The following is a 25,377-nucleotide window of genomic DNA, read 5'->3' as shown; positions in this document are numbered from 1 at the left end:
CTTTAGTCCTGATAACCCTTGCTCTGAGCGATAAATCGCTCACTACAAACTAAGAGTTTATTTTATATTTAATTATGTCTACCTACTTATCTTGTTTTTCCGATTTTATTTTTCTTCTTTTTTTTCTTCCAAATTGGTTATCTTTGCATTTGGCATCAGGATATAGTTTTCCTGGCTCTGTTTTTCTTCTTTCTTTTCTTGTATAACTTGAGTGGAATATATTTCAACATCTCGTTGAATAATATCTTCTACATTACCTGCAAAAAGATTAAACGCCTGTTGGTGGTTTGTATAATCACGATAAGGGCCTGTCAACTGTGAGAATTGCCACCCTTGGGTTTTCAAAGATTCGACTGTACGACGATAGTGTCGCCAACGTTCACCGTAATGAAAAAACTCTTCAATGGCAGCACTAATCGCAACAATCTGACTCAAACCAAAAGTTGACCAGATAATGATATTTCTGGCTCTCTCGTTAACTTGTAAAGTAGGAGTAGTGTTAATGTTTAAACTTACCAGTGCTGGGAGAATTACACCGCCAATAATAGTTGTTATCCGCAACAAATAATGGCGATCGCGTGATAAATTAGCCTTACCTTCCATCCAGAGTACTTGGTCTAACCAGCGCGATCGCAAAAAATGCTTTTGCCCATCGCCTAAATTCATACCTTCAAATAACTTGTTAAAATCTTCCTTTAAAAATTCCTGATAACTATCTTTTTTTGCCATTATTCACTCCTAATTAGAAAGCAAATCTTTAATTATTTGACCTAAATTTTTAACCCCATTCTCGATGTCGATCAAGTTGACGTATTGTAATATACCAGATTTTGCTAACTTTTTAGCTCGCTCATCAGTACCCTCTCCACGCAAGGCATCGGCAAGGATATCTGCGGTTCTACCACTACCAGCAATCACAACAACTAACCTTCCAGTATTAATGCTAGAAAACGCATCATCAAAGGTGATCTCACCACCGTTTAAAAGTACAGTTACTGAAGGTGCATTATTGGCCAGTACAGTTGCAACGTCAGATATCCAAGGTGATTCGTCGCCCCAATTATCGCCAGGAACCAGTACAAAATGAGTATGGTTTGGCTCTAACGGTGTCAAATCAGCATCAGGTTCTTGTTGATTAGGTAAAGCCACTTTGTTTTCAGGTGTTACACCAATCAAAGCAAACTTAGCACCTATCTGGCTACGAGCCTCACCCATCAATTGCATAACTCCCGCATCCGTACCTCCATCGACAACATAAGCACCCAAACTTTCGGCTATGGGGGCTAAAACTTCCGTAAACAACCGTTTAATCCGGAGAAAATCGGCTTCGCTGATTTTACTTGCACCCCCTACCACTACTAAAATAGAATGCGAACCGCCAAGCCCTATTTGCTCAAGAGCATCTGGTAATTCGGCTTGTTGATCAACTCGAATAGCTAATGCTGTTTGTCCACTGTCAAAGGTAAGTTTCAAAGGATTTTTCATTTTTCCACAATTTTGACTGCTTAAGTTTCCCAGGGTAGAATTTCATAGCCATGTTCCGCAAGGGTTGTATTACCGACAGTTAATTGCCCAAGCGTTCAGTTTTTTGTCCAACCGAGGAGCGATGTCTACGACGGGCTACGCCTACGTCAGAAGTGTTATTTGGTGCAGCTCCAAAAAGCAACGTTATGATAATTAATGCATTAATCAAGCTTACGCCTAATAATAAATAAGTTGGCACAAACAAACTTCTAGAATACGGAGACGATTAATCGCCTCTATAAAAGCTGTTAGGTGCTGTGCCAAACCAAAATCAGCCGTTGTACAAATTTCCATAAGGATAATTGAAGTGACTAGGACTAATTCAGACTTTCTTTCCTCCACCGATCCAGCGATCGCGGAGTTAATCAACGACGAACTACAACGCCAGCGAGATCACTTGGAGTTGATTGCTAGCGAAAACTTTACCTCTGCTGCTGTGCTGGCGGCTCAAGGTTCAGTACTGACAAATAAATATGCCGAGGGATTGCCTGGTAAACGCTACTATGGCGGTTGTGAGTATGTTGACAAAATCGAGCAACTAGCTATCAACCGCGCGAAACAGATATTTGGCGCTGCTCATGCCAATGTGCAACCCCATTCTGGCGCACAAGCCAATTTTGCAGTATTTTTGTCGCTTCTCGAACCAGGGGACAAAATTATGGGAATGGATTTGTCTCATGGGGGACATCTCACCCACGGTTCACCTGTAAACGTTTCAGGTAAGTGGTTCCAAGTTAGCCACTACGGTGTCAGTCAACAAACAGAACAACTTGACTACGACCAAATTCGGGAGCTGGCGCTGAGGGAGCGTCCTAAGCTCTTGATTTGTGGTTATTCGGCTTATCCCCGGATAATTGATTTTGAAAAGTTCCGTAGCATTGCTGATGAAGTCGGTGCTTATTTACTAGCCGATATTGCTCATATCGCTGGTTTAGTTGCTAGTGGTCTTCACCCCGATCCCATTCCTCATTGTCATGTAGTAACAACAACTACACATAAGACTCTCCGCGGCCCTAGAGGTGGTTTAATCTTGACCAGTGATGCAGAACTAGGTAAAAAGCTAGATAAATCTGTTTTTCCTGGTACTCAGGGCGGGCCATTGGAACACGTCATTGCTGGTAAGGCAGTGGCTTTTGGAGAAGCCCTAAAGCCTGAGTTTAAAACTTATTCTGCTCAAGTAATTGAAAATGCTCGTGCTTTAGCAGAACAACTACAAAATCGGGGTTTGAAATTAGTGTCAGATGGCACTGATAACCATTTACTTCTCGTGGATTTACGCTCTGTAAATCTAACTGGTAAGCAAGCCGATAAGCTAGTCAGTACTGTAAATATTACAGCTAACAAGAATACTATTCCCTTTGATCCACAATCGCCATTTGTTACCAGTGGTCTAAGGTTAGGTTCGCCAGCAATGACCACACGGGGCTTAGGAGTAGCAGAATTTACCGAGATTGCAAATATTATTAGCGATCGCCTGCTTTCTCCAGATTCCGACGTAGTAACCCAAGATTGTCGGCAACGGGTAGCAGCATTGTGCGATCGCTTCCCCTTATATCCTCACCTGGAAATTCCTGTACCAGCACTAGCATAATTGGGCATGGGGCATGGGACATAGGGCATTGGTAAATAGTTCTTCATTCCCAATTCTCAATTCCCAATTCCCCATTCCCCATTCCCAATACTTCGACTTCGCTCAGTACAAGTTCCCCATTCCCAATTCCCCATTCCCAATTACAATGAGTGCAGAAATTATTTGTGTTGGTACTGAATTGCTGCTAGGAGATATCCTCAACGGCAATGCTCAATTTTTAGCGCAACAATTAGCGCAGCTAGGTATCCCCCACTACTATCAAACAGTGGTTGGGGATAATCCAGAACGGTTAAAGCAAGTTATAGAGATTGCTATTTCCAGAGCGCAAATTCTCATTTTCACTGGTGGACTCGGCCCCACACCAGATGATCTCACCTGCGAAACCATCGCCGATTTTTTTAAAACCCCTTTGGTAGAAAACCCAGAAATCATCGAAGACATAACCCAGAAATTCGCCCAACGCGGTCGGGTGATGTCGCCAAGTAACCGCAAGCAAGCTTTGATTCCCCAAGGTGCAGAAATTCTCCCCAACCCCACTGGAACAGCACCCGGTATTATTTGGCAACCTCGTCCTGAAATCACAATTTTTACCTTTCCTGGTGTTCCCAGTGAAATGTACCCAATGTGGGAAGAAACAGCCGTCCCATTTCTCAAAAGTCAAGGTTGGGGTAAAGAAATTATTTACAGCCGAAGTTTAAAGTTTTGGGGTATTGGTGAATCTGCTTTGGCGGAAAAGGTTTCTTCCTATTTGAAGTTGCCAAATCCCACAGTAGCCCCTTATGCAGGGAAGGGAGAAGTAAGATTGCGAGTTTCTGCTAAAGCCACTTCTGAAGCAGCCGCAGAAGAACTAATTGCGCCCATTGAGAAACAACTTAAAGAAATTGCCGGACTAGATTTTTACGGCGTTAATAATGATACTCTTGCTTCCGTGGTTGGTGAGTTATTGCGGGCATCAAAAGAAACGCTTTCAGTGGCAGAATCTTGCACTGGTGGCGGTTTAGGGCAAATGTTGACTGAGATTTCTGGGAGTTCTGATTACTTTTGGGGTGGAGTAATTTCTTATGACAATTCGGTGAAGGTTAAGCTGCTGGGGGTTAACCAAGAAGATTTAGATAAATTTGGGGCGGTAAGTGCAACTGTTGCAGAGCAAATGGCTGTTGGAGCCAAAACCCGCCTTGCCACAACTTGGGGATTGAGTATTACTGGTATTGCTGGCCCAACTGGAGGGACAGATACTAAGCCGGTGGGTTTAGTTTACATTGGTTTAGCTGGGCCAAAAGATGAAGTGACAAGTTTTGAGTATCAGTTTGGTACAGTGAGAGGTCGAGCTTTAATTCGTCATGTTAGCGCGAATGCAGCGTTAGATAATCTGCGGCGGAAGTTGTTGACGAGGTAAAAGGTATGTTATTTTTGCCATACATTCTGTAAATTACAAATGATTTAGTTGAGCTAAAGATGTATCATTTTGTTCTATACAATTATCAGATTCAAATAATTTAGATGACTCTAGATTATTTATTGCATCCTATCCTGTTGATTTAGATCGGGTTCACCTGACCGATTTAAGCATGGGTGGTTACGGAACCTGGCATTTAGCAGCAGCGCAGCCAGAACGATTTGCTGCGATCGCGCCTATCTGTGGCGGTGGTGAGCCAGCCCAAGTACATAAACTGAAAAACCTTCCTGTGTGGGCATTTCACGGAGCAAAAGATAATGTCGTTCCCTTAAGCGAGTCCAAAATCATGGTTTCTGCACTCAAAACCCGCGATGGGAATGTGAAATTTACAGTTTATCCAGAAGCTGATCAGATTCATGGACGCAGACATACAATAATCCAGAGTTGTATGAGTGGTTTTTGCAACATCGGAGACAGCCGATTGTAGATTAAAGATATTTTTTCTGCATTTTAATACATCTCTAAATGACAGCTATTTTCAGGTAAATAGACCACGCGGCTACCACAGGTGTGGTTCAAATACATGAAAACTGCTGTAAAATCGCAATACAATCATCCAAAAGACATCTCCGAAAAAGTAGAGACGTAGCAATGCTACGTCTCTACAAGGTTTCTGGGTAACGCATATTTAATTTCTGGAGATGTCTAATAGTTAGACTTAGTAGGATTTACGCAAGAGCGATTGCCCTAACTTCAACATATTTTCATCAAAAATATTTTTTAGCGCCCAAAGATTAAAACTTCTAACAAGTCGTCACTTGTACCTTTGACATCAGAGTATATAACTTCAATAATGTTCTTACGTAAAAATCCGTAGTCATATAGGATTCTTATTTGATTTTTGCTAAATATACTGAGAACTGAAACCCAATCTGGCTAGCTCTCAGTCAGCTTTGCTTTGAAAAATCAAATGAGATTGCTATATAAACTGACATTAATAGGGTTGCATTATGCTTTTCTCGAATTCAAAAACTAACTTAAAAACTCGCCAAAATAATAAAATAGGCAGAGTTTTTTGGACTCCTACTAACGTTCTGATACTCACTGGATATTTAATAATTTTACCAATTTGTACATTGACAACTTTATCCTTATTCACTGCTAGTTTATTCGCTTCCATAGGAACCTCGCACTACTCTACATCGATTCCTTGGATAGATGATGCCTCGGAATGTGAATATACTGGGAGAAAGTGGCGCGATCGCAAGTGTTGGGATAATCAACACAATCCCATGTTCTGAATGGATATTCCACAAAGAGGTGTGTAAATAATTAGAACAATTGCTTAATTTGACAAAACAGGCTACCAGTCTTGAAATTAGATCAAAATGGATATGTAGCCTGTTGTTTGTCCAATCTTGAATCAACCTAACTTTGTGCGAAATCTGCAAGAAACTCATTTAAATCGTGCCCGCGCTAGTCTCAGACAAGCACTGTCTTGGTATGGATATCTCCGCAAATCAGGACAGTTGTCATCTAACCCGGAATTGGCAGGTTTGTTAAAACCGGAATTGGAAGCTTTGAACTCTACACTCAACAAGCTGGACTCTAACGTGATTAGAATTGCCGCTTTTGGTTTGGTGAGTCGTGGTAAGTCAGCAGTTTTAAATGCTTTACTGGGAGACAAAATTTTGCAAACTGGGCCCCTAAACGGTGTCACTCAATGGCCCCGTTCGGTGCGTTGGCAGCCAGGAGGTAAGGTACTAGTAGAGTTAATTGATACCCCAGGATTAGATGAAATTGAGGGTGAGTCACGGGCGGATATGGCACGAGAAGTTGTGCATCAGGCGGATTTGATTTTGTTTGTTGTGTCTGGTGATATCACGCGCACTGAGTATCAGGCACTGCTGGAATTGCGGCGATCGCAAAAACCCCTAATTTTAGTATTTAACAAAATCGACCTTTACCCAGATACAGACCGGGGAGCGATTTACCAAAATTTGCAACAATTGGGTGCTGGGAACCCCCAAGCAAAGCCTCTATTACCTGATGAAATTGTCATGGTGGCGGCGGAACCCGCAGCAATGGAAGTGCGGGTTGAGTGGCCTGATGGGCGTGTCAGTTATGAATGGGAGACACCACCACCGCAAGTAGACGAACTCAAAGAGACAATTCTGAACATTCTAAATCGGGAAGGGCGATCACTTCTGGCTTTAAATGCCCTCATCCAAGCACGGGATGCAGAAGCCGCGATCGCTCAAAAAACCATCGACTTACGCGAACAAGAAGCTGAAGATATCATTTGGCAATTTACCAAATACAAAGCTTTGGCAGTAATGCTCAATCCCATCGCTTTCTTAGATATCCTGGGCGGAACTGTTGCCGATTTAGCTTTAATTCGCGCTCTAGCTAGATTATATGGTTTGCCGATGACTAGCTATGAAGCCGGAAAAATTTTAAAAACGATTTTGTTTAGTTCTGGTGGCTTACTACTGGGGGAATTAGGTAGTAGTTTTCTTCTAGGTTTAGGTAAAACTACTGCTGCAATAACCAGTGGTGATAATCCCAGCAATATTACTGCTTTTGCTGGCAGTGCGATCGCTCAAGCTGGTATCGCTGGTTATGGTGCATACTCCGTTGGCAAGGCTGCTCAGGTATATCTCGAAAAAGGCTGCACTTGGGGACAGTTGGGTGCTAGCAGTGTAATTCAAGAAATTCTCTCTCAAGTCGATCAAAATACAATTCTGTATCGTTTGCGACAAGAGTTAGGCATAAAATATTGAGAATAATTAATTTTTGTTAAGTATTTGTTACTGTTTACAAGTGTTTATGAACTTCTATCAAGCTCTTCTGACAATTGACTGACATTTCGAATTTGGGATGCAAGATTGAGAGAACAGGTTACAGGGAAAAGGTTATAGAAAAAACTATCCTCTATCCCCTAATATCTATCTGCGTAAATTAAAGGTGAAAGGATCATGACAACTACCCTAAACTCATTTGAAACTGCTGGTGCAGGAAATCTTGAAGAAGCGATTACTGAAGCGATTACTGAAGCTCGTACAACTTGTGAGCTAAATGGCAGCGATTCTGCTAATTGTGCCGTAGCCTGGGACATTGTGGAAGAATTACAAGCTGAAAAAGCCGATCAGCAGCAAGCAAAAGCAAAGAAAAACTCTTTAGAGAACTATTGCGATCGCCATCCAGCTTCCGTAGAATGTCTAATCTACGACGTTTAACTTTTTCGTAAATCAGTTGTTGCTGATTGCGTTATTTGCTTAATTGCCTCTAAATCGGGTAATGGTATTTCACTTTCCATTCCCAACCACAAAAGATATTCGATATTCCCAGCCGGGCCAGTGATCGGCGACCAAGTTAAGCCTTTGTATTTCCATCCTAATCCGTGGGCTGCTTGTAACACCTGGAAAATAGCATCAGCTTGGTCGTTTGGATCTCGCACAACACCTTTTTTACCCACACGGGATCTGCCAACTTCAAACTGTGGCTTGACTAACAATACAGCTTCTCGGTTAGCTTGAGTTAGTTGCCACAAAGCAGGCAGAATCTTAGTTAAAGAAATAAAGGATACATCAACCACCGCCAAATCAGGAATCGGATCGTTTTCGCTATATAACTCCTCTGGTCGTAGTTGCCGTAAATTGGTACGTTCCCGCAAAATCACCCGCGAATCATTTCGCAGTCCCCAGTCAACTTGTCCGTAACCGACATCAATGCCGTAAACTTGTTTTGCTCCAGCTTGCAAGAGACAATCAGTAAAACCACCTGTAGAAATCCCACCATCTAAACAAATACGCTCTGCTACAGGGATGGCAAATACTGACAAAGCTTTAGAGAGTTTTTCACCGCCTCTAGAAACAAAAGGCGATCGCTCTTTAATATTTATTTGAGCCGAAATATCAACTTCTGTACCAGGCTTATCAACTAGCTGCTGATTAACAGTCACTTCCCCCGCCTGAATTAACCTTTGTGCCAAGGCGCGAGAAGAACATAAATTTAGCTCTACTAATAGTGTGTCGAGTCGCTGTTTAGCCAATTAACTAGACTCTCCCGGTAAGATTAAAACCAAAGCGCGTGAAAATACAGCTACAAACATCTTAACTGCAAGGATTGGGTACGGTAGTCAAGACGAAAACCCTTACGAAGCTTGAGAAGTTGACACTTTCAGCCTTGGAGAGACTGAGTTTCCCGCATCCCGTATATTACTATGAAAAATAAAACCCATCTAGAAAGTATCTAAATGGGAAAGTTTTTGGTGAATTTTTGAATTCGCCAACAGGATCGCATTTTTAGCTAAATACATATTTTCAGTGGTAGCCCATCCTGAAAAACTAGTAATTCTCCCGGTTGAATTTTTGTCCAAACTTCGTTGTCAGTGAGGGGAGTAGTAGCAATGACAGCAACGCGATCGCGTTCGGTAGTCACTTCCCGAAAATCTACGGTCATATCGTGATCGATCAAATGGGCTGCTGCAAAGGGCGCTTGGCGGACAATGTAGCTTAGGTTAGTTGAACAATGAGCAAAAAAGTGTTCTCCATCAGATAATAAGTAATTGAATATACCTATTTTTGCAATTGCATCACTAATCTGTTTTAGTACAGGGTACAGTTTCTTGATGTCAGGCTTACCATCAGGAAAGCGCGATCGCAATGTTTCTAGCATCATACAGAATGCTTTTTCACTATCTGTATCACCTACGGCTTGATAAAAGCCCAAATTTTCTGGATCAAAATTTGGCAAATTACCGTTGTGGGCAAATACCCAATACTGACCCCACAATTCTCTGCGGAAAGGATGGCAGTTGTGTAGGGCAACTTCACCCTGAGTAGCTTTACGGATATGGGCTATGACATGGGTTGAATGGATGGGATAACTCCGCACCAACTCCGCTACTGGAGAAGCAACAGAAGGTTGGGCATCTAAAAACATGCGACATCCCTTCCCTTCAAAGAAAGCAATGCCCCAACCATCACTATGATGATCTGTTCTTCCTCCCCGTGCAGAAAACCCTTCAAAAGAAAAGCAAATATCCGTTGGAACATTGCAATTCATTCCGAGCAATTGGCACATGAATATTGCACTCTAAATTTTCGACTAAGGTCTCAGGATCAAGATACTTCAGAATGCTGCATTGATTCTGGAGCGATCGCTTCAATGTTGGAATTTAATTGGGAATTGGGAATTGGGCATGGGGCATGGGGCATGGGGAATTGGATATGCTTATTTTCTATGTCCTCTGCTGTACTATTACAGCGCTTCCGGCTATTATGCAATACAGTTTTTCTCCTTGCCCTCCCCTATCAAAGCTTTCAGATTTGTGGATGTACCTCATAGCTGCCGGAAGTGCTGTAGCGCTGCATCATTACGAATTACGAATTATTTTAATTAGGCTTACCCGTAATCGTAAATGCTGCCCAGTAGTAAGGATGATTATAAAGATTTTTATTTGATGCCATTTTACTATTTCTATATAGTTGCGTCGTTAAATAAGTTTGAATTCGTAATTCTTCAGGATGCAGATTATTCAAAATATCTTCATACCATTTTGTCAGTTCTCCAGCAGTTAGTTCTTTCAACCACCGTGTCGCTTCCGCTAAAGCAGTAACTGCTGATTTATTAGGCTGTAATCTCCGATAAAACTCTATCATTACCAAGGCACTAGCTGAAGATTCTACACTCCAGAGAGTACTAACTACATGAGGAACACCCTGACTTACAAAACCACTGGCTAAACTTACATATTCGCTGCTGATAGTGTGGTTCTTAGTACTTAAATTTTCACACGCAGAGAGAGTAATCAGGTTGTAAGTTGATAGATTTTGGTGATAGATTTCATCTAGAGTAAGTTTGTCTTCACCTGCTAATGTTAATTCTGACTTTTTGGGTTCAGCTAAATTATTAGTGACATGACCTGTAAAATGGAAAATGTTGTAATTATCAAACAAGGCATTTTCAACAATATTTTTTGTAGCTTCTGAACCCTGAATTCGTTGGATATTGTTGAACATCTGGCTCACAACTTCCGACTCCAGTTTGGCAAATTTTAGTGGAGGATATTCTGCACTTTCTGGATGTTCAACACTGAGCAATAACATATTTTGCCATTGCCAAATATGTTCAGTTCTTATTGATAAACCTATTTGGGCACTAGGTAGATAGGTAACGCTGAAATTTGACTCCACATTCGGCAACTCTTCTTGGGATGGGGAAGAAAGATGGAAAAGGGTATGAATGGGCAATCTGTATAAGTCGCGGTGAGGAATTAAAACCAGTTGGGTGATGCCTTCGAGTTCCTGGGCAATTGTGGAAATATTCAAGATGCCATACAACTGCGCCAGCTTGTGTTCCATATCCACTCGCCAAGAATGCTGGCTTTTACTTTCTTTGTCTTGGGCTGTAGTGCGATATTCTTGGTATTGTTGATGCCAATCTTCTAGCCAAGTTTCAAATTCAATTAGGCGTTGTACTGCTTCAGGTAGCGGCAATTCATTGAGACGAATAGCGTCTTCTCCTAAAGGTATTGCCCCGGCATCTTGCATGGGTGTAAACAGGAGAATCGGTGATGGCGCTTGGTCTTTGAGAATGAAAGTATGTAGGGCGACTGGACTAATATGCCAGTAAATAATTGCTGTTGTGGGATTAAATAGTTGTTGAATTGCACCATAATGGGGCGAGTAAATATTATTACTCCAGCCAGAAAGTAGCCAGTTCAAACAAGCATTTTTACCCTGTTCAGCAATTTCCCAAGCTTCAACTAAATCACCAGATTCTACTGCTAAATCAACTGCCAATTGATCAAAGCCTGCAAATTTCAAAGCTAGCTGTTTTTTACTTTCGTCTGAGCGAGTTTCTTCACTCAGCAATTGTCGCAATAAATCTGTACCGCGTTGCAGCAATTCTTGAACTTGTGTTGTTTGTCCCAAACCCATCAGTACTTTGCTTAGAGATTGCAAAACCTCTAGGTGGAATAGGGGAAAATATTCTAGTGTTAGGGTTAACAGCGCCTGATGGTATTCAGATGCAGCTTTGCGCCAATAATCGCGGGGATTGGGATGTTTTTTGCCTTGATCGTAATAAGTATTAGCGATCGCCAGATGCAATCTACCCCAACCTTCTGGGTGGGTATCTGTCCGTAGATGTTTTAACCCTTCTTCGTAGCTGGCTAATTTTCCTTCGTAGCCACCCTGTTGCAAGTCGGGATTTGTCGCTGTGATATTACTCGACAAATTCAGCAATGCTTCCGAGTTCACCAAATGACCGATCGCAGTTCCTCTACCAATCCAAGCTTCCCAATAATCTTGTTTAATTTCCAAAGCGTAATCATAACAAGCGATCGCTTCGGTATATTGTTCTAAATAAAACAGCGCTACAGCCTGATTATACCAAGCTAGGTGGAAGTCGGGTTTGATGGCGATCGCTTGGCGATAGGATGCGATCGCTTCTTGGCGACGACCTAAGTTGTCTAATGCTATACCTCGGTTGTACCAAGCTAAGTAGAAGTCGGCTTGAACTGAAAGGGCTTTATCCCATGAGGCGATCGCTTCTGACCACCTTCCTAGATTAAACAGCACTACACCCCGGTCTATCCAAACTTCGTGGTACTCTGGGTTAATTTCTAGGGCTTTGTCGTAGGATATAATCGCCTCTGCAAATTGTTCGCCTACAGCTAGGGCTATCCCTCGGTGATACCAGTTTTCCTGGTCTTCTGGTTCCAAATGCAGCGCTTGATCGTAACTATAAATAGCTTCTGGTAGCCAACCTAATTTAAGTAGCGCCAAACCCTTGCTAGACCAAGCTTCTTGGTAGTCTGGCTTGACTTCTATGGCTTTGTCAAAAGAAGCGATCGCTTCTTCAAAATATCCTAATTCTCCGAGAGTTCCACCCCGGTTATACCAAGCTTTGTAGAAGTCGGGTTTTAGTTCGATGGCGGTTTCGTAAGATGCGATCGCTTCTTCAAAACGTTCTAAATGGAACAGTGTCAAGCCTCGATTAAACCAATACTCTGAGACTTCAGGTTGAAGTTCAATAGCTTGATCGTAAGATGCGATCGCGCCTAACAAATCACCTGTTTTCGCTTGGCTTAGACCTTGGTAAAACCATCCTTGAGCGTTGGTAATCGGATGATCGCTATGTCGCTCAATAATACCAGGAGAATTACTGCTTTGAACTGCCAAGTTAGAAGCAAGTTGCTGAACTAAATTGGTACTCTGATCCAATTTCACCCACAACTCATCTAATGTATTAGCTACATTTGGCTCTAAATTTGTCAAAGCGCTATCCCAGTTTTCTACTGAGGGAGAAGTTGTTAATTCACTTCTTGGCCTAGTAGAAAGGAGGTTTATTCCTGTTGTACTTTGAACAACTTCTTCATCATCGAACCTCAGTTGGGCTAATGAGGTGATTGAATCTTCCTTTGGCGGGAGAGGGAGATTTCCGAGTATTGTGGTTTGGGTTTCTTCCCTTTCATACTCCAATACCAGTTCCTCTAAATTTTCGGTGAATCTTTCCTCAAAAGAGACATTTTCAGGTGTTGAGGTGATTGGTTCAACAACTGGCACATCATATTCCCATAACTGCTCACCTAAGCTACGAATTAGCTCTTGCCCAGGCGAAATTGGGATAATTTCTTCATCGGTTGTAATTTCTACAACATCTGGTTCATCATACTCCCATAACTGCTCACCTAAATTGCGGATCAGTTCTTCCCCAGGAGTTATTTCTACGACATCCGGCTCATCATACTCCCATAACTGCTCACCTAAATTACGGATCAGTTCTTCCCCAGGAGTAGTTTCTATGACATCTGGCTCATCAGACTCCCATAAATACTCGCCTAAGCCGATCAGTTCTTCCCCAGGAGCGATTTCTACCCCATATTGTTCAGGAGTAATTTCTGAGCTATCTTCTGGATAATTTCCCTCATCCTCTATCTGTGTAGGTGAGTTTTGCATCATGCGGATGCCAATGTCATAAGCAACATCTCCAATTCTGCCAACACCAAGTTCCCCCAATTGCACCATCTGTGATGCTAAAAGAGGATTCGGTGCAGGTGAAGCTAGCAAGCTTTCACCAAACATCACCAACCAATCTATCCAGCGTTCAGCCGGAATCCGATTTTCAACCCGTTGCAGATACCTCAATGCCCACTGTCGTCCTCGTGCTTGATGCACGCCTTCTAACAATTGGATAAACAATTGTTCCAGATCCGCATTGGTTAGTTCTGGTAGTACCTCCACCAGATTGTGTCCTCTCGCACCCTTGAGAGAACTAGCCTGCTTACTTTCAATGAGGCGCTTTAAAAGCCTTTTAAGCGACTGCGATATCCGCCTGAGCATCTGCCACACTATTGGATTTTGTTTTTCTAGATTGTAGCCATCGTTGTGTTAAAAAAATCATCAATTACGTAAAAATCCATAAGATTAGGACAGCGCTTCCGTCGCAGGTTAGCAAAAAATATACCAAAATTCAAGAGTAAAGCATTACAACGTTACAATTCCTGATTCGACTAATTTTCTGTTTGCTCTGTAGTCGATTGACCGGCAGGATACAATTGATTAATCAATGCCTGGACAAGCAATTGTGGATCATCTGTCTCAACGGCAAGCTGTTGAGCAATCTGCTGGCGTAAGTTTTCATCCTCTTGCAACATTACAAACAACTCTTCTATGGTGACAGTTTGATATTCTCCCTCTGGGGGATTCTCTGGCGCATCTACTGACTCTGATATGGGGGCGGTTGGCTCAGATTGTAAAGTCGTGCTAAAAGCGTCTGGCCCTTCATATTCCCAAATTGGTTCGCCTTGATTGCGCGTCAACAACTGCATTCCAATACTATAGGCAACATCTCCGACTTCTCCAATGTCCAACTCACCGAGTTGTACTAACCGTGCAGCTATTTCATTATTCGGTGTCGGTGATGCTAGCAATTTTTCACCAAAGCGCCCTAACCACTGAACCCAGTCTTCAGTAGTAATCCGATGTTCAATATTATGCAGCCACTTTTGCGCCCAGGCTTCCCCTCGTGCTTGATGTACTCCTTGCAATAGCTCGGTGAAGAGAAATTCCAGATCCGTATCGCTTAGGGGTGGGGCTGGTTCTTTTGGAATATTCCCTCTAGATTTTGAGGCATTCTGTTTTCCACCAAACAAGCTCTGAAAAAGCTTTTTGAGCCATTGAAATAGCCGCTTGAGCATCTGCTGCACCATCGAGTTTTGCTTATCTATAAAAATTGTATCGATCGCACTGGACTATGAGGTTAGTTCTTTGTCATTTGTCATTTGTCATTGGTCATTAGTTCTTTTTTCCCTACCCTTACTAGAACAAATGTACTAAATGCTATGCTATAATTCCGATACATTGATGTTGAAATCATAGTCAAAAATTATGATCTGGTTGCTTGCTTTCCTGAGTGCCAAAATTGACGGCATTAGTTGAGTGTAAGCGCTATGGCAACATCGATAAACAAAGTAGGTACGAGAGTTTAAAATAATTGAATCCAAAACTCGACTCGGTGCTACTAATTAACGTTGAAAGGCATTGAAGTCTATTTTTCCATGTCTTACGAACCCCTGCACCACAAATATCGCCCCAAAAGTTTTGCTGAACTGGTGGGACAAGAGGCGATCGCTACCACCCTCACGAATGCGATCGGCACATCCAAAATCGCCCCCGCCTATTTATTTACAGGGCCAAGAGGTACGGGGAAAACTTCTAGTGCCCGGATTTTAGCTAAATCTCTCAATTGTCTCAAAAGCGATCGCCCCACTGCTGAACCCTGCGGCGTGTGTGAAGTTTGTCAGGGGATCACCAAGGGTTACGCTTTAGATGTAATTGAAATCGATGCCGCTAGTAACACTGGTGTCGATAATATCCGCGAATTGATTGAAAAAGCCCAGTTTGCCCCTGTGCAATGTCGTTACAAGGTTTATGTAATAGATGAATGCCACATGCTCAGTACCCAGGCATTCAACGCGCTACTTAAGACCCTAGAAGAACCACCGAGACACGTAGTTTTTGTATTGGCGACAACAGACCCGCAACGGGTGTTACCAACGATTATTTCGCGCTGTCAAAGGTTTGATTTTAGACGTATTCAATTAGAGGCGATGGTTAAGCATTTAAGTGCGATCGCATCTTATGAAAGCATTCATATTTCACCCGAAGCTGTAACCCTGGTAGCCCAACTTTCTCAGGGAGGGTTGCGAGATGCCGAAAGCTTGCTCGATCAATTGGGTTTGTTAGCGGGTGAAGTGACACCAGATAAAGTTTGGGATTTGGTGGGAACGGTAAGCGAACAGGACTTGCTGGGACTTTTAAATGCGATCGCTCAAGATAAACCCGAAGCAGTTCTTGACAGTACCCACAAAATTCTCGATCGTGGTCGAGAACCCCTAACTCTTCTGCAAAATCTCGCCGCTTTCTACCGCGATTTACTCATAGCCAAAACAGCACCCAACCGCCACGATTTGGTTGCTTGTACTCAGCAAACGTGGACGGCGTTGGTTGAGTTTGCTCAATACTTCGATATGACCATGATTTTGGCAGGACAGGAACATCTGCGAAAAGCTGAAGTGCAAATTAAAAACAGCACCCAGCCGCGTTTATGGTTGGAAGTAACATTACTAGGATTGTTACCCAGTGCGACGACGAATATTCAACCACAAGCCCCAAATATCGCGCCGAGAGTTAACCCACCTGCTGTATCTCCAAGCTATCCTCCAGCAGTTACCCAAAATCATGCAATCTCTTCTTTGCCAGTAGCGGAACCGCAAACAAATCATAATTCTACACTTCGACAAGGCTCAGTAACCACAAACCATCATGTAGCGACTGCCCAAAATCAGCCTGTCACTTCATCTGGCGCAGTTGAACAGCAAATAAATCACAATTCTGCTCCTAACTCAGTTTCACCACCAACCCCAGAACCTGTAACTGAACCTGTACCACCTGTGATCGTTGAAGCAGTAACTTCAGAAGTTGTTGGAGAAGCACAATATGATTTAACTCAGGTTTGGCAACAGGTGCTTGCTAACCTCCAGCCCAAATCAAGGCAAGAAATGCTGCGTCAAATGAGCCAACTTATAGAGTTCGACGGTGTTATGGCTCGAATTGCTATCAAACAGGCATGGTATGACAAGGGTAAATCTTATCTACCGATGATTACGGAAGCTTTCCAGCAGACTTTCCAGCGTGAAATCCAGATAAATATAGAAAAAGGAATTTCTTCAAACTCCACTTCAGCCAAAAAAAATCCTCCGCCAAAAGACTCTAGTCGCGTTCAGCAACCAGCTACTCCTAGTTACAACCAGCAAATTTCGCCTCCAGCGCCAGTACCACAGCCAGCAACACCAGCGCCACTAAGAACCGAGCCGATAGCAAAAAATGGAAATGGAAATGGAAATGGAGTAAATGGAAATGGAGTAAATGGAAATGGAGTAAATGGAAATGGAGTAAATGGAAATGGAGTAAATGGAAATGGGGCGCAAACTTTGCCTCCACCGACACAACGAACACCTGCACCTGATTGGGAAATTGATGAAGTTGCGATCGCTGCTCAACGTCTAGCAGAATTCTTCAACGGACAAATTATCCGTTTCACTGAGGATTCAACAGAATTCTCCGATTCCATAGCTACACCTGAATGGGTAGAGGAATCAGAAGTTGATGATGAATAAAAAAATGCAAAATTATTTTTGGTAATTTTGCATTTTTAATTTTTAATTCCCCAAAAGGGCTATTCCACATGCCCCGTATGCAATGTTTTCACCCATTTTAGGCGCTTTGGTCTTACCGACATCCGGGCAGTAGTACTGCTCATGACAACTAACCAGTGCAACATATATAAACTGCCACGCAGGGTTTGCACTAGCATCGTAAGATATGTAGAAAGTGAGAATTTCTGATCTTGACGTATGCGCGTTAGACCTGTGTACATTCCTACCATTGACATAGAAATGGACAAGCCTGTAATGGGGCTTAATATTGGTGGACGATGACGCGCGATCGCCATTAACAAATCTGGTACTGCTGCTGTAGGCAAAATATACATAATCAGCATAAAAATCAGCAAATCCCAGCTTTTGCGCGTTCCCATACGGTTTTTGAGAATTAAATCCCAATAATCCAGATAGCGTTGATAACCGCCTTCTGCCCATCGGTTGCGCTGATGCCAAAGTGCGATCGCATTTGTCACACCTTCTTCTTGCACAGCTGGATGAAAAACACACTCAATATCCCACTTATCCAAATGCAAGCGGATTGTCAAATCCAAATCATCGGTAATAGTTTCCTCATTCCAGCCACCGCAGCTTTCCAAGGCTGAACGCCGGACAAATTGACCATTACCCCGCAGTTCGCCAATACCACCAAGGGCAGTGCGCTGTTGCTGAAACCATGTATCAAGGGCCATTTCGGCCATTTGCCCCTTAGTCCAAAAGTTATCTTTAGCGTTGGCGATCGCTTTTCGCACCTGCACCGCCCCCACCTTTTCTCTTTGGAATAAAGGTATTACCTGTTGCAGCAAATCTGGTGTCACTTGGGCATCAGCATCAAATACTGCTATGATGTCGCCCTTTGTCAGAGGCAACACCTGATTTAACGCCCCTGATTTGCCGCCACTAGCTTCTGCTGAACGCCTTAATACTTTCAGTTGATCATGTTTCTGTTCTAGTTCTGCTAATAAATGTGGCGTGCTATCACTGCTGTGATCGTCAATAATCCATACTTCATACTGCCCACCTGGATATTCCAGATTACAAAGATTTTTGACTAATTTTGCAATTACTGCTTCTTCATTTTTCGCAGCCACTAATACAGATACAAAAGGCAAATCACCCTGTATTTCTTTTGGATAGCGACGGGATTTACTAAACACGACCACCAAGGCATGAAATCCTAGAATGGTGGTCAGTCCTAGAATAAATATGGAAGCCCAAGAAACTAAATGTAGAGCGATCGTGCCACTCCAGACGATAGTCAAGACTAGAGCTGCTTTACCTCTACGACCTTGAAACCGGGATGGTAGAGACACAGGGTCTGTCTCTAACACTGACTCCTCATCTACTGATAGGTCAGACAACAAGGAGTTGAGCGGATCAAGCTCTTGATAAGAATCTTCTTCGGGCCAGGAATTCGCTGGCATAGGTTAGGTTGCTTGATTCAAAAACCAGTATTTGTCTACAGTTAGTAATTTTACGGACAAATATCCCTAAGCTACTTTTCCCGATTTTAATCGGAATGGGCAAACTGCAATACCCGCTATCCCTAAGCCAAAAGCCGCCGGGACTACTTTTGTTGTCACTGTCACTCTGGGTAATTACTTAGCATTAACCACGTTTGCTACTCTTAGACAGAGGCTTGATTCCTTTGATACCCACTTGGGCAGGAAGCTTGTAGAGTCGGACTTTCTCTAATGAGAATTCCAGTTTAGGCAAAGTGATACCAAGGTGACAGCAGCTTATTGTTGGAAGAAACAGCAATAATAACATCCACAAATTTATAGTGTGGGTTTTTCATGTTATGTTATTGCGCCCGGCTGCGATCAAAGTTAATGCAGCCTTATTGTAACCGAAATTTTAATATTTCTTAGCAGTAACTTCATTTATGGAGTATGAGAAGAGGCAGAGGGGCAGGGCGCGGGGAGCAGGGGACAAGCGGACAGAGGTGAGAACTTGAAACAAGTCTTTCCCCTTGTCCCTAATTCTCCTTGTCCCCAAGTCCTCTTCCTAATTCCCACTCTCTCTTTCTACTATGTGCTTTAGACACATCTTTTGGGAACACTACTAACATCCACTAATATCCCTAGTTGCCAACTAACTTGAGGAATATTTAACCATGTCTATTGAGCAACTTCAGCCTGCTAATCAACAACAAGCCAGTGTTTACTTACCTTACGTCCAAGGCACTAAGCGCAATTTTTTACCCTATGCCATTAGTCTTTATCAAAAAGGGGTTTTGGAGGGACACCGAAAGATAGAAGCTAGTGAACATGTTCCCTTTGTCGCGTCTTGGAATGTTGCTACTTTACCCTCAGACTTAACCCGTTGCCGAATTCAGTTTGATGGCAATGCTGACTTGAGTTATGAACTAATGATGGCTAGTTTCGAGTTTATTAATTTTTTAATTGAAGTTATGGACAACTATAAACGCCATCGCTTGACCGATTTTTCACAACCGTTTTATCGCAAGCTACTGCGTATAGATGATTGATTAAATACGAGCCGGACTTTTGCTAGTTCGGCTCGTGTTTAAAACTATTCTGTGTGATTATAAAACTTACCAGCCTCTCACCTTAAAAACATCTTCTTAGAGCAGATGTGTTTTTTTCCTTTTCAAAACCATACCAAAACCAGCTACCAAAAAAGTGCCGAGAACACTAGCGGGTTCTGGAATAGAAGTTTCATCAATAGGTACTTTGATTCTTAAATTCGTTAGAGTAGCGTTAGTAATGTTCAAGGATGTTACAGTTGGCGAACCTGGGATATCAGACTGGAAATCAAAGACTGTGGGAGTTGAGCTACCGTTGGGATCGCTATATCGCTCTCCATATCCACTCACTTCAAAAGTACCCTGATACTGCTTTCCGGTGTCTGGATCGGTGACAGTACCAGCGTATAAGGCTTTTATGAAATTAAATTCATCCTGAACTACTCCTTGAAATTTGGTTCCTGCTAATTGTCCTTGGTATTTATAGGGTGTCAACTGACCACCAGAGAGAACGGGCGATGTGAGAACACCATCGAACGAGACAAAGGGAATACCTTTAAAGTCAACAAAGTAATGCAGACTTCCATCAGAGCGCGTTTCTACCTGCAAATAGTCTGACTGGTATACAGGAACATAGTTAGGATTATTGTTAGTACCTAAGTTCCGGTAATAAGTTCCAGTTTCATCCGTATCAATACGAGTAATACTGTTATTGAAATTGGGATTATTTCTGGGAAGTTCGATTGTTCCTGATAATGTGCCAGTGCTTTCAATTGTGATGAATTGAGCAGCAAAAGCACTTGTTCCACTTAAAGCGATCGTCACTGCTGCTAAACAACTGCTGCTAAGAATCGCACAACCTAGCTTAATCCCTGATGAACTTACTTTCATTAACAACTTGCTCCTTGAAGCGCCGATATAAACACACCTAATGCGCTGAGATTTATTTAAATTTTTTCTCAGGCACAGTTTATTATTCCCAAGTTTGTGAAGTAAGCTTCATCGAAAAAAAGTCTTGTCAATCGCTATGCCAAACATCGATATAATTCGGCATTTTTCTTCAGCACATAGTTGGTTGCTTGAGCAAACTCGCTCGTTGGCTGACTGAGCCAGTCTTCTATCCTGGCACGTAACAAATCTTCAAGCGAGATACCACTCTCTTGTGCTAATGTTTGCAGCTTCTGCAATTGTTCATCGGAAATGTTGATCGTGATGGAAGCCACAGCCTTTACTCCTTGAATGCTAGGAAAGTGTAGCATTACTGATATTTTAGGCATTCTGGCAGGCGATCGCTATCTTTAGCGTTACTTGCGATCGCAGAACGTGTCGAAGATAATCGCTCCCAATCTGCCAAAATCTAATTAATTAAAAAGCGATCGCACTTTAAATCTTCGATTTCACGTAATTTATAAACACCAGTTAGTTTGCCATCTCCTCAGCCGAAAGAGTAGCAACCAACTTGAGCAACCCTTGTAACTGTTGCCCTAGCGAATGGAAACGATAGACTTTGTTATAAGAGTAATTTTTGCAAAAGCTCGAATTTCCCAACATTTCAAAGCAGGTATAGGGTAATGGTGCGATTGAAACCGTGGCAGTGGGTCGTGTTGGCAATCCCGATCGCGTTTATCATTATTTTCTTACTGGTAGCCGCCGGTTCGCAAATTCACGCGTGGGGTATTAGTTGGATTTGGGGTGTGTTCACCCTTTTATTCGTTGGTTGGCGCTGGCTACTCGTAAAATGGACTCAACCAGCTGTTAACCAAGTGGAAGCTGTATTAGCTCAAGTTCAAGAAGAACTGGAATCGGCAGTAGAGGATACAGTTAGGCCATCAGCAGGAAGTGATGTTACAAAGCTTGCACAAGCCGCACTCCAAGAGATTCTGCAAGCGTCACAAAGCGATCGCCCGATTTGGGAAGATTGGCAAACTTTTTGGACACGATGCCAGGATTTAGTTGTAGCGATCGCTCATATCTACAATCCTCAAATTCAATATCCCCTGCTGAATATTTACGTTCCCCAGGCTTACGGGCTGATTCGGGGAACGGTGGATGATATGGATCAGTGGATGCAAAAATTATCCCCAGTTCTTAATCAGGTGACGGTTGGACAAGCATACCAAGGATATGAGGTCTACCGGAAGTTGGAACCATCGGCTCGAAAATTTTGGAAAGCTTGGAATTGGGCACAGTGGCTTTTAAATCCGGTGGCGGCAGTGGCAAAACAAGCCAGCCAGGGTTCTAGTAACCAAGCAACTCAGCAATTATTGGGGAATTTGAACCAGTTATTTCGGGAAGCTGCCCTGAAAAACTTGTGTCGGCAAGCGATCGCCCTCTATGGACGTAGTACATTACCAGTTTCAGCAACCGTAGTATCCACACCAACTTTACCCAAGGCAAAAACCCAAACACTTCGAGAAATCCTGACTCAAGCTCAACCATCTGAGGTAGTTGAGCAAAAACCTGTAAATATTCTACTGGTGGGGCGTACAGGTTCAGGAAAAAGTAGCCTGATTAACACACTATTTCAGGCAGATTTAGCAGCCGTTGATGTTTTGCCCAGTACCGATCGCATTCAAAATTATCAATGGCAAACTCAAACTGGTGAAACATTGACGCTTCTGGATACGCCTGGCTACGAACAAGTCAACCATGCCGATCTGCGAAACCTGGTGCTTGATTATGCTATCGATGCAGATTTGCTGCTTTTAGTCACCCCTGCCCTCGATCCTGCCCTACAAATGGATGTAGACTTTTTGCAAGATATAAAAGCAGAAGTTGCAGATTTACCTGCGTTCACGGAGTGTGCGCCTAGCGCAATCGCGATCGTCACTCAGGTAGATCGGCTGCGTCCCATTCGTGAATGGCAACCGCCTTATGATTGGGAATGGGGCGATCGTCCCAAGGAAATTGCCATTCGGGAAGCTACTGAGTATCGCGCCAAATTACTGGGAAACTTCTGTAATCTAGTTCTACCACTGGTGACAGGTGACAGTAAAACAGGTCGAGTTCCTTGGGGAGTCGAGGCGCTTTCACTGGGATTAGTAGATGCGATCGCACCTACCAAACAACTCCGTCTCGCCCGCTTTTTGCGTAATCTCGAAGCCCGTACCGTTGCTGCGGCCAAAATCATCGACCACTACACCTTTCAGATGGCGACAACACAGGGACTAACGGCATTGCTCAAAAGTCCCGTCCTCCAGTTTGTTTCTACTCTATCAACCGGATCTCCAGCCCTAGCCTATATGCTGGCGGAGCAAATTCCCGTGGAACAGTTGCCGATTGTGATTGGCAAACTCCAAATGGCTTATGAGCTTTTCTCGCTCTTGAATACAGCTAACTCTAACCCGCTCAACTTTGAATTACTATCCCTCTGGCCGCTACTGCTAGAAAATTCCACTTCACCCGATCGCAACGCTTGGGCATTTGGTCATACCCTAGTCGAGTACTGGACTCAGAATCTAACAGTTGAACAACTTCGAGAGCGATTTGAGTATTATTTAGCGATCGCCAAATAATTTGTCTGCGTTAATTCAGTAATATCCCCATCTTCCATTCTGCTAGTCCTAAATAGCGAGTTTGCTAGCCACATTTACACAGTCTTATTAAACACTACGAGTTGCATTATCACCTACGATAAATCTAGAATATTTACTTAGGAAGATAAAATATTTGATACTTTTAAATAGAAAATAGGAGAACAAAAAATGCCGTAATATCTCTTAGCTTTTAACATCAAAGTTAAGATTACGATTAAGAGTAGCTGTTTACTAAAACCTAGCGCTTTAACTAAGTTTTTACCAAACATCCTTTTTGTTCGGAGCTATTTATGAAAAAAATATTACAAACCTCCATCTCTGAAGAACAAAATTCACATCAGAGCTATAGTATTTCATCTTACAATCGGCTGCTTTTAGTAGTGAAAGATTTGGCTTGTGTGCGGACTATTGAGGAAATTATTGAGATTGTGCGTTTGGCAGCCCGCGATCTCACCAGTGCTGATGGAGTAACTTTTGTACTGCGGGATGGTGAATGTTGCCACTATGTTGATGAAAACGCCATCGGCCCACTTTGGAAAGGTATGCGTTTTCCGCTCAAGTCTTGCATCTCCGGTTGGGCAATGCTCAATAAACAAGCAGCCGTGATTGAGGACATTTACCAAGATGATCGGATTCCTTTAGATGCTTATAAAGTGACTTTCGTCAAGAGTTTAGTGATGGTTCCCATACGGATTGCCGATCCACTGGGTGCGATCGGAGCCTACTGGAGTACACCACACCTAGCCACATCTGAAGAAATAGAACTGCTTGAGATTTTGACCGATACTACAGCAGTAGCGATCGCGAACGTTCAACTTTTCCAGAAACTTACGAACCAAAACGCGCTGAAAGACAAATTCATTGCGATGCTAGCTCACGAGTTGAGGAATCCTGTTGCCCCCATCTCGAACGGGGTTCAGCTTCTCAAATTGAAGCTGGGCGTGACTGGTGCAGTTGGAGAAACAGTTTTAATGATGCAGCACCAGATTAAGCACCTCTCGAAATTGATCGATGAGTTACTAGATGTATCAGCTATCACCTATGGGAAGATTTCATTAAACCTTGAGAAGTTGAATCTTGTAGATTTGGTTCGCCAGAGTCTCAATGACCATACACAAGCAATAAAGAGATCGAATCTTACCGTAGTAGAAGACTTGCCAAACACGCCCGTATGGGCTTATGTTGACCCAACGCGATTCTTTCAAATCTTTGGGAACCTTCTTGATAACGCCTTAAAGTTTTCAAAACCAGATGGGACAATCTGGGTAGATCTCTCATATATTCCAGGTGAAAATGGCTCAGGCACTTTAGCAGCTTTATCTGTAAGAGACTCAGGTATGGGGATAGAACCGACAATCTTACCAGAACTCTTCGAGCCGTTTACCCAGGCTGATCGCAGTTTAGACCGTTCGAGGGGTGGGCTAGGTTTAGGACTCTCGGTAGTCAAAAGTCTTGTCGAACTTCATGGTGGGAATGTTGAAGCCTCAAGTAGAGGGATAAATTTGGGAGCAGAATTCAAAGTTACTCTCCCTGTATGCGAAGAGATTAAAATCTTGGATAACAACCTGGAGACTATAGAGGCAGCTAAAAAATCGTTGAAGATTTTAGTGATTGAAGATAACGACGATTCTGCTACAACATTAAAAGCGGTACTTGAACACTTCGGGCATGAAGTTTCCATTGCTAAGAATGGAATTTCAGGTGTACAAACTGCAAAAGAGTTAGAGCCTCATGTGATTATTTGTGACATCGGACTACCCGAAATGGATGGATTCGCCGTTGCACAGGAACTGAGTAAAGACTCCAAATTTACTCGCTCGATTCTGATTGCGCTTACCGGCTACGGTGGCCAGGAGGATAAGGAACTTGCGCTTAAGTCTGGTTTTAAATGCCACTTAACCAAACCCGTGGACTTTGAAACACTTACGGCAGAAATTGATCGATACTTTCTGGTAAGTGCGTAAAGTTGCCCGTCGTAAACATTGGGCATTGGGCATTGGGCATTGGGAATGGGGAAGAGGACTTGGGGACAAGGAGAATTGGGGACAAGGGGAAAGACTTTTTTCAAGTTCTCACCTCTTGCCCTTGTCCCCCTGCTCCCTGCTCCCC

The 25,377-nt window shown here is 42.9% G+C and carries 19 protein-coding genes; 10 read left to right on the top strand and 9 right to left on the bottom strand.

The features are described from left to right. Positions 1-105 precede the first annotated feature (105 nt). Together GNF10_RS21995 and GNF10_RS21990 are read right to left on the bottom strand one after the other, a co-directional pair. Positions 106-729 (bottom strand): DUF4231 domain-containing protein, encoded by a 624-nt coding sequence (locus GNF10_RS21995; protein ID WP_185583396.1) that lies wholly within the window; start codon positions 727-729, stop codon positions 106-108. Positions 730-738: 9 nt separating this feature from the next. Further along, positions 739-1,485, bottom strand: a complete 747-nt coding sequence (locus GNF10_RS21990) for a hypothetical protein (RefSeq protein ID WP_185583394.1) — start codon at positions 1,483-1,485, stop codon at positions 739-741. 346 nt (positions 1,486-1,831) lie between these two features. Here GNF10_RS21990 and glyA point away from each other — a divergent pair, with 346 nt between their 5' ends. The 6 genes from glyA (at position 1,832) to GNF10_RS21960 (ending at position 7,750) form a co-directional block, all read left to right on the top strand. Beyond that, complete coding sequence (gene glyA, locus GNF10_RS21985) at positions 1,832-3,115, top strand: serine hydroxymethyltransferase (protein ID WP_114083389.1); 1,284 nt, start codon at positions 1,832-1,834, stop codon at positions 3,113-3,115. Between the two features lie 145 nt (positions 3,116-3,260). Further along, complete coding sequence (locus tag GNF10_RS21980) at positions 3,261-4,511, top strand: competence/damage-inducible protein A (protein WP_185583392.1); 1,251 nt, start codon at positions 3,261-3,263, stop codon at positions 4,509-4,511. 76 nt (positions 4,512-4,587) lie between these two features. Then, complete coding sequence (locus GNF10_RS21975; RefSeq protein ID WP_311774200.1) at positions 4,588-4,998, top strand: dienelactone hydrolase family protein; 411 nt, start codon at positions 4,588-4,590, stop codon at positions 4,996-4,998. Between the two features lie 523 nt (positions 4,999-5,521). Next, positions 5,522-5,812 carry a hypothetical protein gene (locus GNF10_RS21970; protein WP_185583390.1) on the top strand — a complete coding sequence of 97 codons (291 nt, stop codon included), beginning with the start codon at positions 5,522-5,524 and terminating at the stop codon, positions 5,810-5,812. A gap of 135 nt (positions 5,813-5,947) precedes the next feature. Next, entirely contained in the window at positions 5,948-7,294 is a 1,347-nt protein-coding gene (locus tag GNF10_RS21965) for a GTP-binding protein (RefSeq protein ID WP_185583398.1), read from the top strand. Between the two features lie 195 nt (positions 7,295-7,489). Beyond that, the gene (locus tag GNF10_RS21960) at positions 7,490-7,750 is read left to right on the top strand and encodes a Calvin cycle protein CP12 (protein WP_185583388.1); all 261 of its coding nucleotides are present in this window, start codon (positions 7,490-7,492) and stop codon (positions 7,748-7,750) included. On the opposite strand, the gene GNF10_RS21955 is transcribed toward GNF10_RS21960, so the two are convergent. The 4 genes from GNF10_RS21955 to GNF10_RS21940 all read right to left on the bottom strand — a co-directional run bounded on the left by GNF10_RS21955 (position 7,747) and on the right by GNF10_RS21940 (position 14,721). Continuing rightward, positions 7,747-8,565, bottom strand: a complete 819-nt coding sequence (locus GNF10_RS21955) for a TlyA family RNA methyltransferase (protein ID WP_185583385.1) — start codon at positions 8,563-8,565, stop codon at positions 7,747-7,749. The two genes, GNF10_RS21960 and GNF10_RS21955, sit on opposite strands and share 4 nt — an antisense overlap. A 257-nt stretch (positions 8,566-8,822) precedes the next feature. Then, complete coding sequence (locus GNF10_RS21950) at positions 8,823-9,599, bottom strand: class II glutamine amidotransferase (RefSeq protein WP_185583383.1); 777 nt, start codon at positions 9,597-9,599, stop codon at positions 8,823-8,825. Positions 9,600-9,910: 311 nt separating this feature from the next. Next, the gene (locus GNF10_RS21945; RefSeq protein WP_185580650.1) at positions 9,911-13,864 is read right to left on the bottom strand and encodes a CHAT domain-containing protein; all 3,954 of its coding nucleotides are present in this window, start codon (positions 13,862-13,864) and stop codon (positions 9,911-9,913) included. Between the two features lie 170 nt (positions 13,865-14,034). After that, positions 14,035-14,721, bottom strand: coding sequence for a hypothetical protein (locus GNF10_RS21940; protein WP_185580651.1), 687 nt, complete (start codon positions 14,719-14,721; stop codon positions 14,035-14,037). Positions 14,722-15,081: 360 nt separating this feature from the next. Between GNF10_RS21940 and GNF10_RS21935 the strand changes: the two genes are divergently transcribed. Further along, positions 15,082-17,202 carry a DNA polymerase III subunit gamma/tau gene (locus GNF10_RS21935; protein ID WP_185591967.1) on the top strand — a complete coding sequence of 707 codons (2,121 nt, stop codon included), beginning with the start codon at positions 15,082-15,084 and terminating at the stop codon, positions 17,200-17,202. A 59-nt stretch (positions 17,203-17,261) separates the two neighbouring features. Here the strand turns inward: GNF10_RS21935 and GNF10_RS21930 are convergent, their stop codons facing one another. Further along, positions 17,262-18,668, bottom strand: a complete 1,407-nt coding sequence (locus GNF10_RS21930) for a glycosyltransferase family 2 protein (protein WP_185580648.1) — start codon at positions 18,666-18,668, stop codon at positions 17,262-17,264. A gap of 692 nt (positions 18,669-19,360) precedes the next feature. On the opposite strand from GNF10_RS21930, the gene ebsA reads away from it, so the two are divergent. Continuing rightward, positions 19,361-19,735, top strand: coding sequence for a type IV pilus biogenesis protein EbsA (gene ebsA / locus GNF10_RS21925; protein ID WP_012410470.1), 375 nt, complete (start codon positions 19,361-19,363; stop codon positions 19,733-19,735). Between the two features lie 96 nt (positions 19,736-19,831). Here ebsA and GNF10_RS21920 read toward each other — a convergent pair whose 3' ends face one another. Beyond that, a complete protein-coding gene (locus GNF10_RS21920; protein WP_185580647.1) occupies positions 19,832-20,623 on the bottom strand; it encodes a PEP-CTERM sorting domain-containing protein in 792 nt (263 codons plus the stop codon). Positions 20,624-20,757: 134 nt separating this feature from the next. Beyond that, positions 20,758-20,955, bottom strand: coding sequence for a ribbon-helix-helix protein, CopG family (locus GNF10_RS21915; protein ID WP_185580646.1), 198 nt, complete (start codon positions 20,953-20,955; stop codon positions 20,758-20,760). Positions 20,956-21,303: 348 nt separating this feature from the next. Here GNF10_RS21915 and GNF10_RS21910 point away from each other — a divergent pair, with 348 nt between their 5' ends. Next, positions 21,304-23,247, top strand: a complete 1,944-nt coding sequence (locus GNF10_RS21910) for a GTPase family protein (protein WP_185580645.1) — start codon at positions 21,304-21,306, stop codon at positions 23,245-23,247. A 311-nt stretch (positions 23,248-23,558) separates the two neighbouring features. Continuing rightward, a complete protein-coding gene (locus GNF10_RS21905) occupies positions 23,559-25,232 on the top strand; it encodes an ATP-binding protein (protein ID WP_185585739.1) in 1,674 nt (557 codons plus the stop codon). The last annotated feature ends 145 nt before the right edge of the window (positions 25,233-25,377 follow it).

The sequence above is a fragment of the Nostoc sp. UCD121 genome, assembly GCF_014222285.1.
Classification (GTDB): Bacteria; Cyanobacteriota; Cyanobacteriia; order Cyanobacteriales; family Nostocaceae; genus Nostoc.
The sequence above is the reverse complement of the archived record's forward strand: the minus strand, read 5'-3'. Positions and strand labels throughout refer to the sequence as shown.

What these genes read in the sequence shown, in the direction of transcription:
- GNF10_RS21905 (WP_185585739.1), top strand. Translation starts at nt 23,559, where the DNA reads ATGAAAAAAATATTACAAACCTCCATCTCTGAAGAACAAAATTCACAT.
- ebsA (WP_012410470.1), top strand. Translation starts at nt 19,361, where the DNA reads ATGTCTATTGAGCAACTTCAGCCTGCTAATCAACAACAAGCCAGTGTT.
- GNF10_RS21960 (WP_185583388.1), top strand. Translation starts at nt 7,490, where the DNA reads ATGACAACTACCCTAAACTCATTTGAAACTGCTGGTGCAGGAAATCTT.
- GNF10_RS21990 (WP_185583394.1), bottom strand. Translation starts at nt 1,485, where the DNA reads ATGAAAAATCCTTTGAAACTTACCTTTGACAGTGGACAAACAGCATTA.
- GNF10_RS21910 (WP_185580645.1), top strand. Translation starts at nt 21,304, where the DNA reads ATGGTGCGATTGAAACCGTGGCAGTGGGTCGTGTTGGCAATCCCGATC.
- GNF10_RS21920 (WP_185580647.1), bottom strand. Translation starts at nt 20,623, where the DNA reads ATGAAAGTAAGTTCATCAGGGATTAAGCTAGGTTGTGCGATTCTTAGC.
- GNF10_RS21935 (WP_185591967.1), top strand. Translation starts at nt 15,082, where the DNA reads ATGTCTTACGAACCCCTGCACCACAAATATCGCCCCAAAAGTTTTGCT.
- GNF10_RS21980 (WP_185583392.1), top strand. Translation starts at nt 3,261, where the DNA reads ATGAGTGCAGAAATTATTTGTGTTGGTACTGAATTGCTGCTAGGAGAT.
- GNF10_RS21945 (WP_185580650.1), bottom strand. Translation starts at nt 13,864, where the DNA reads ATGCTCAGGCGGATATCGCAGTCGCTTAAAAGGCTTTTAAAGCGCCTC.
- GNF10_RS21970 (WP_185583390.1), top strand. Translation starts at nt 5,522, where the DNA reads ATGCTTTTCTCGAATTCAAAAACTAACTTAAAAACTCGCCAAAATAAT.
- GNF10_RS21995 (WP_185583396.1), bottom strand. Translation starts at nt 729, where the DNA reads ATGGCAAAAAAAGATAGTTATCAGGAATTTTTAAAGGAAGATTTTAAC.
- GNF10_RS21940 (WP_185580651.1), bottom strand. Translation starts at nt 14,721, where the DNA reads ATGCTCAAGCGGCTATTTCAATGGCTCAAAAAGCTTTTTCAGAGCTTG.
- GNF10_RS21930 (WP_185580648.1), bottom strand. Translation starts at nt 18,668, where the DNA reads ATGCCAGCGAATTCCTGGCCCGAAGAAGATTCTTATCAAGAGCTTGAT.
- GNF10_RS21950 (WP_185583383.1), bottom strand. Translation starts at nt 9,599, where the DNA reads ATGTGCCAATTGCTCGGAATGAATTGCAATGTTCCAACGGATATTTGC.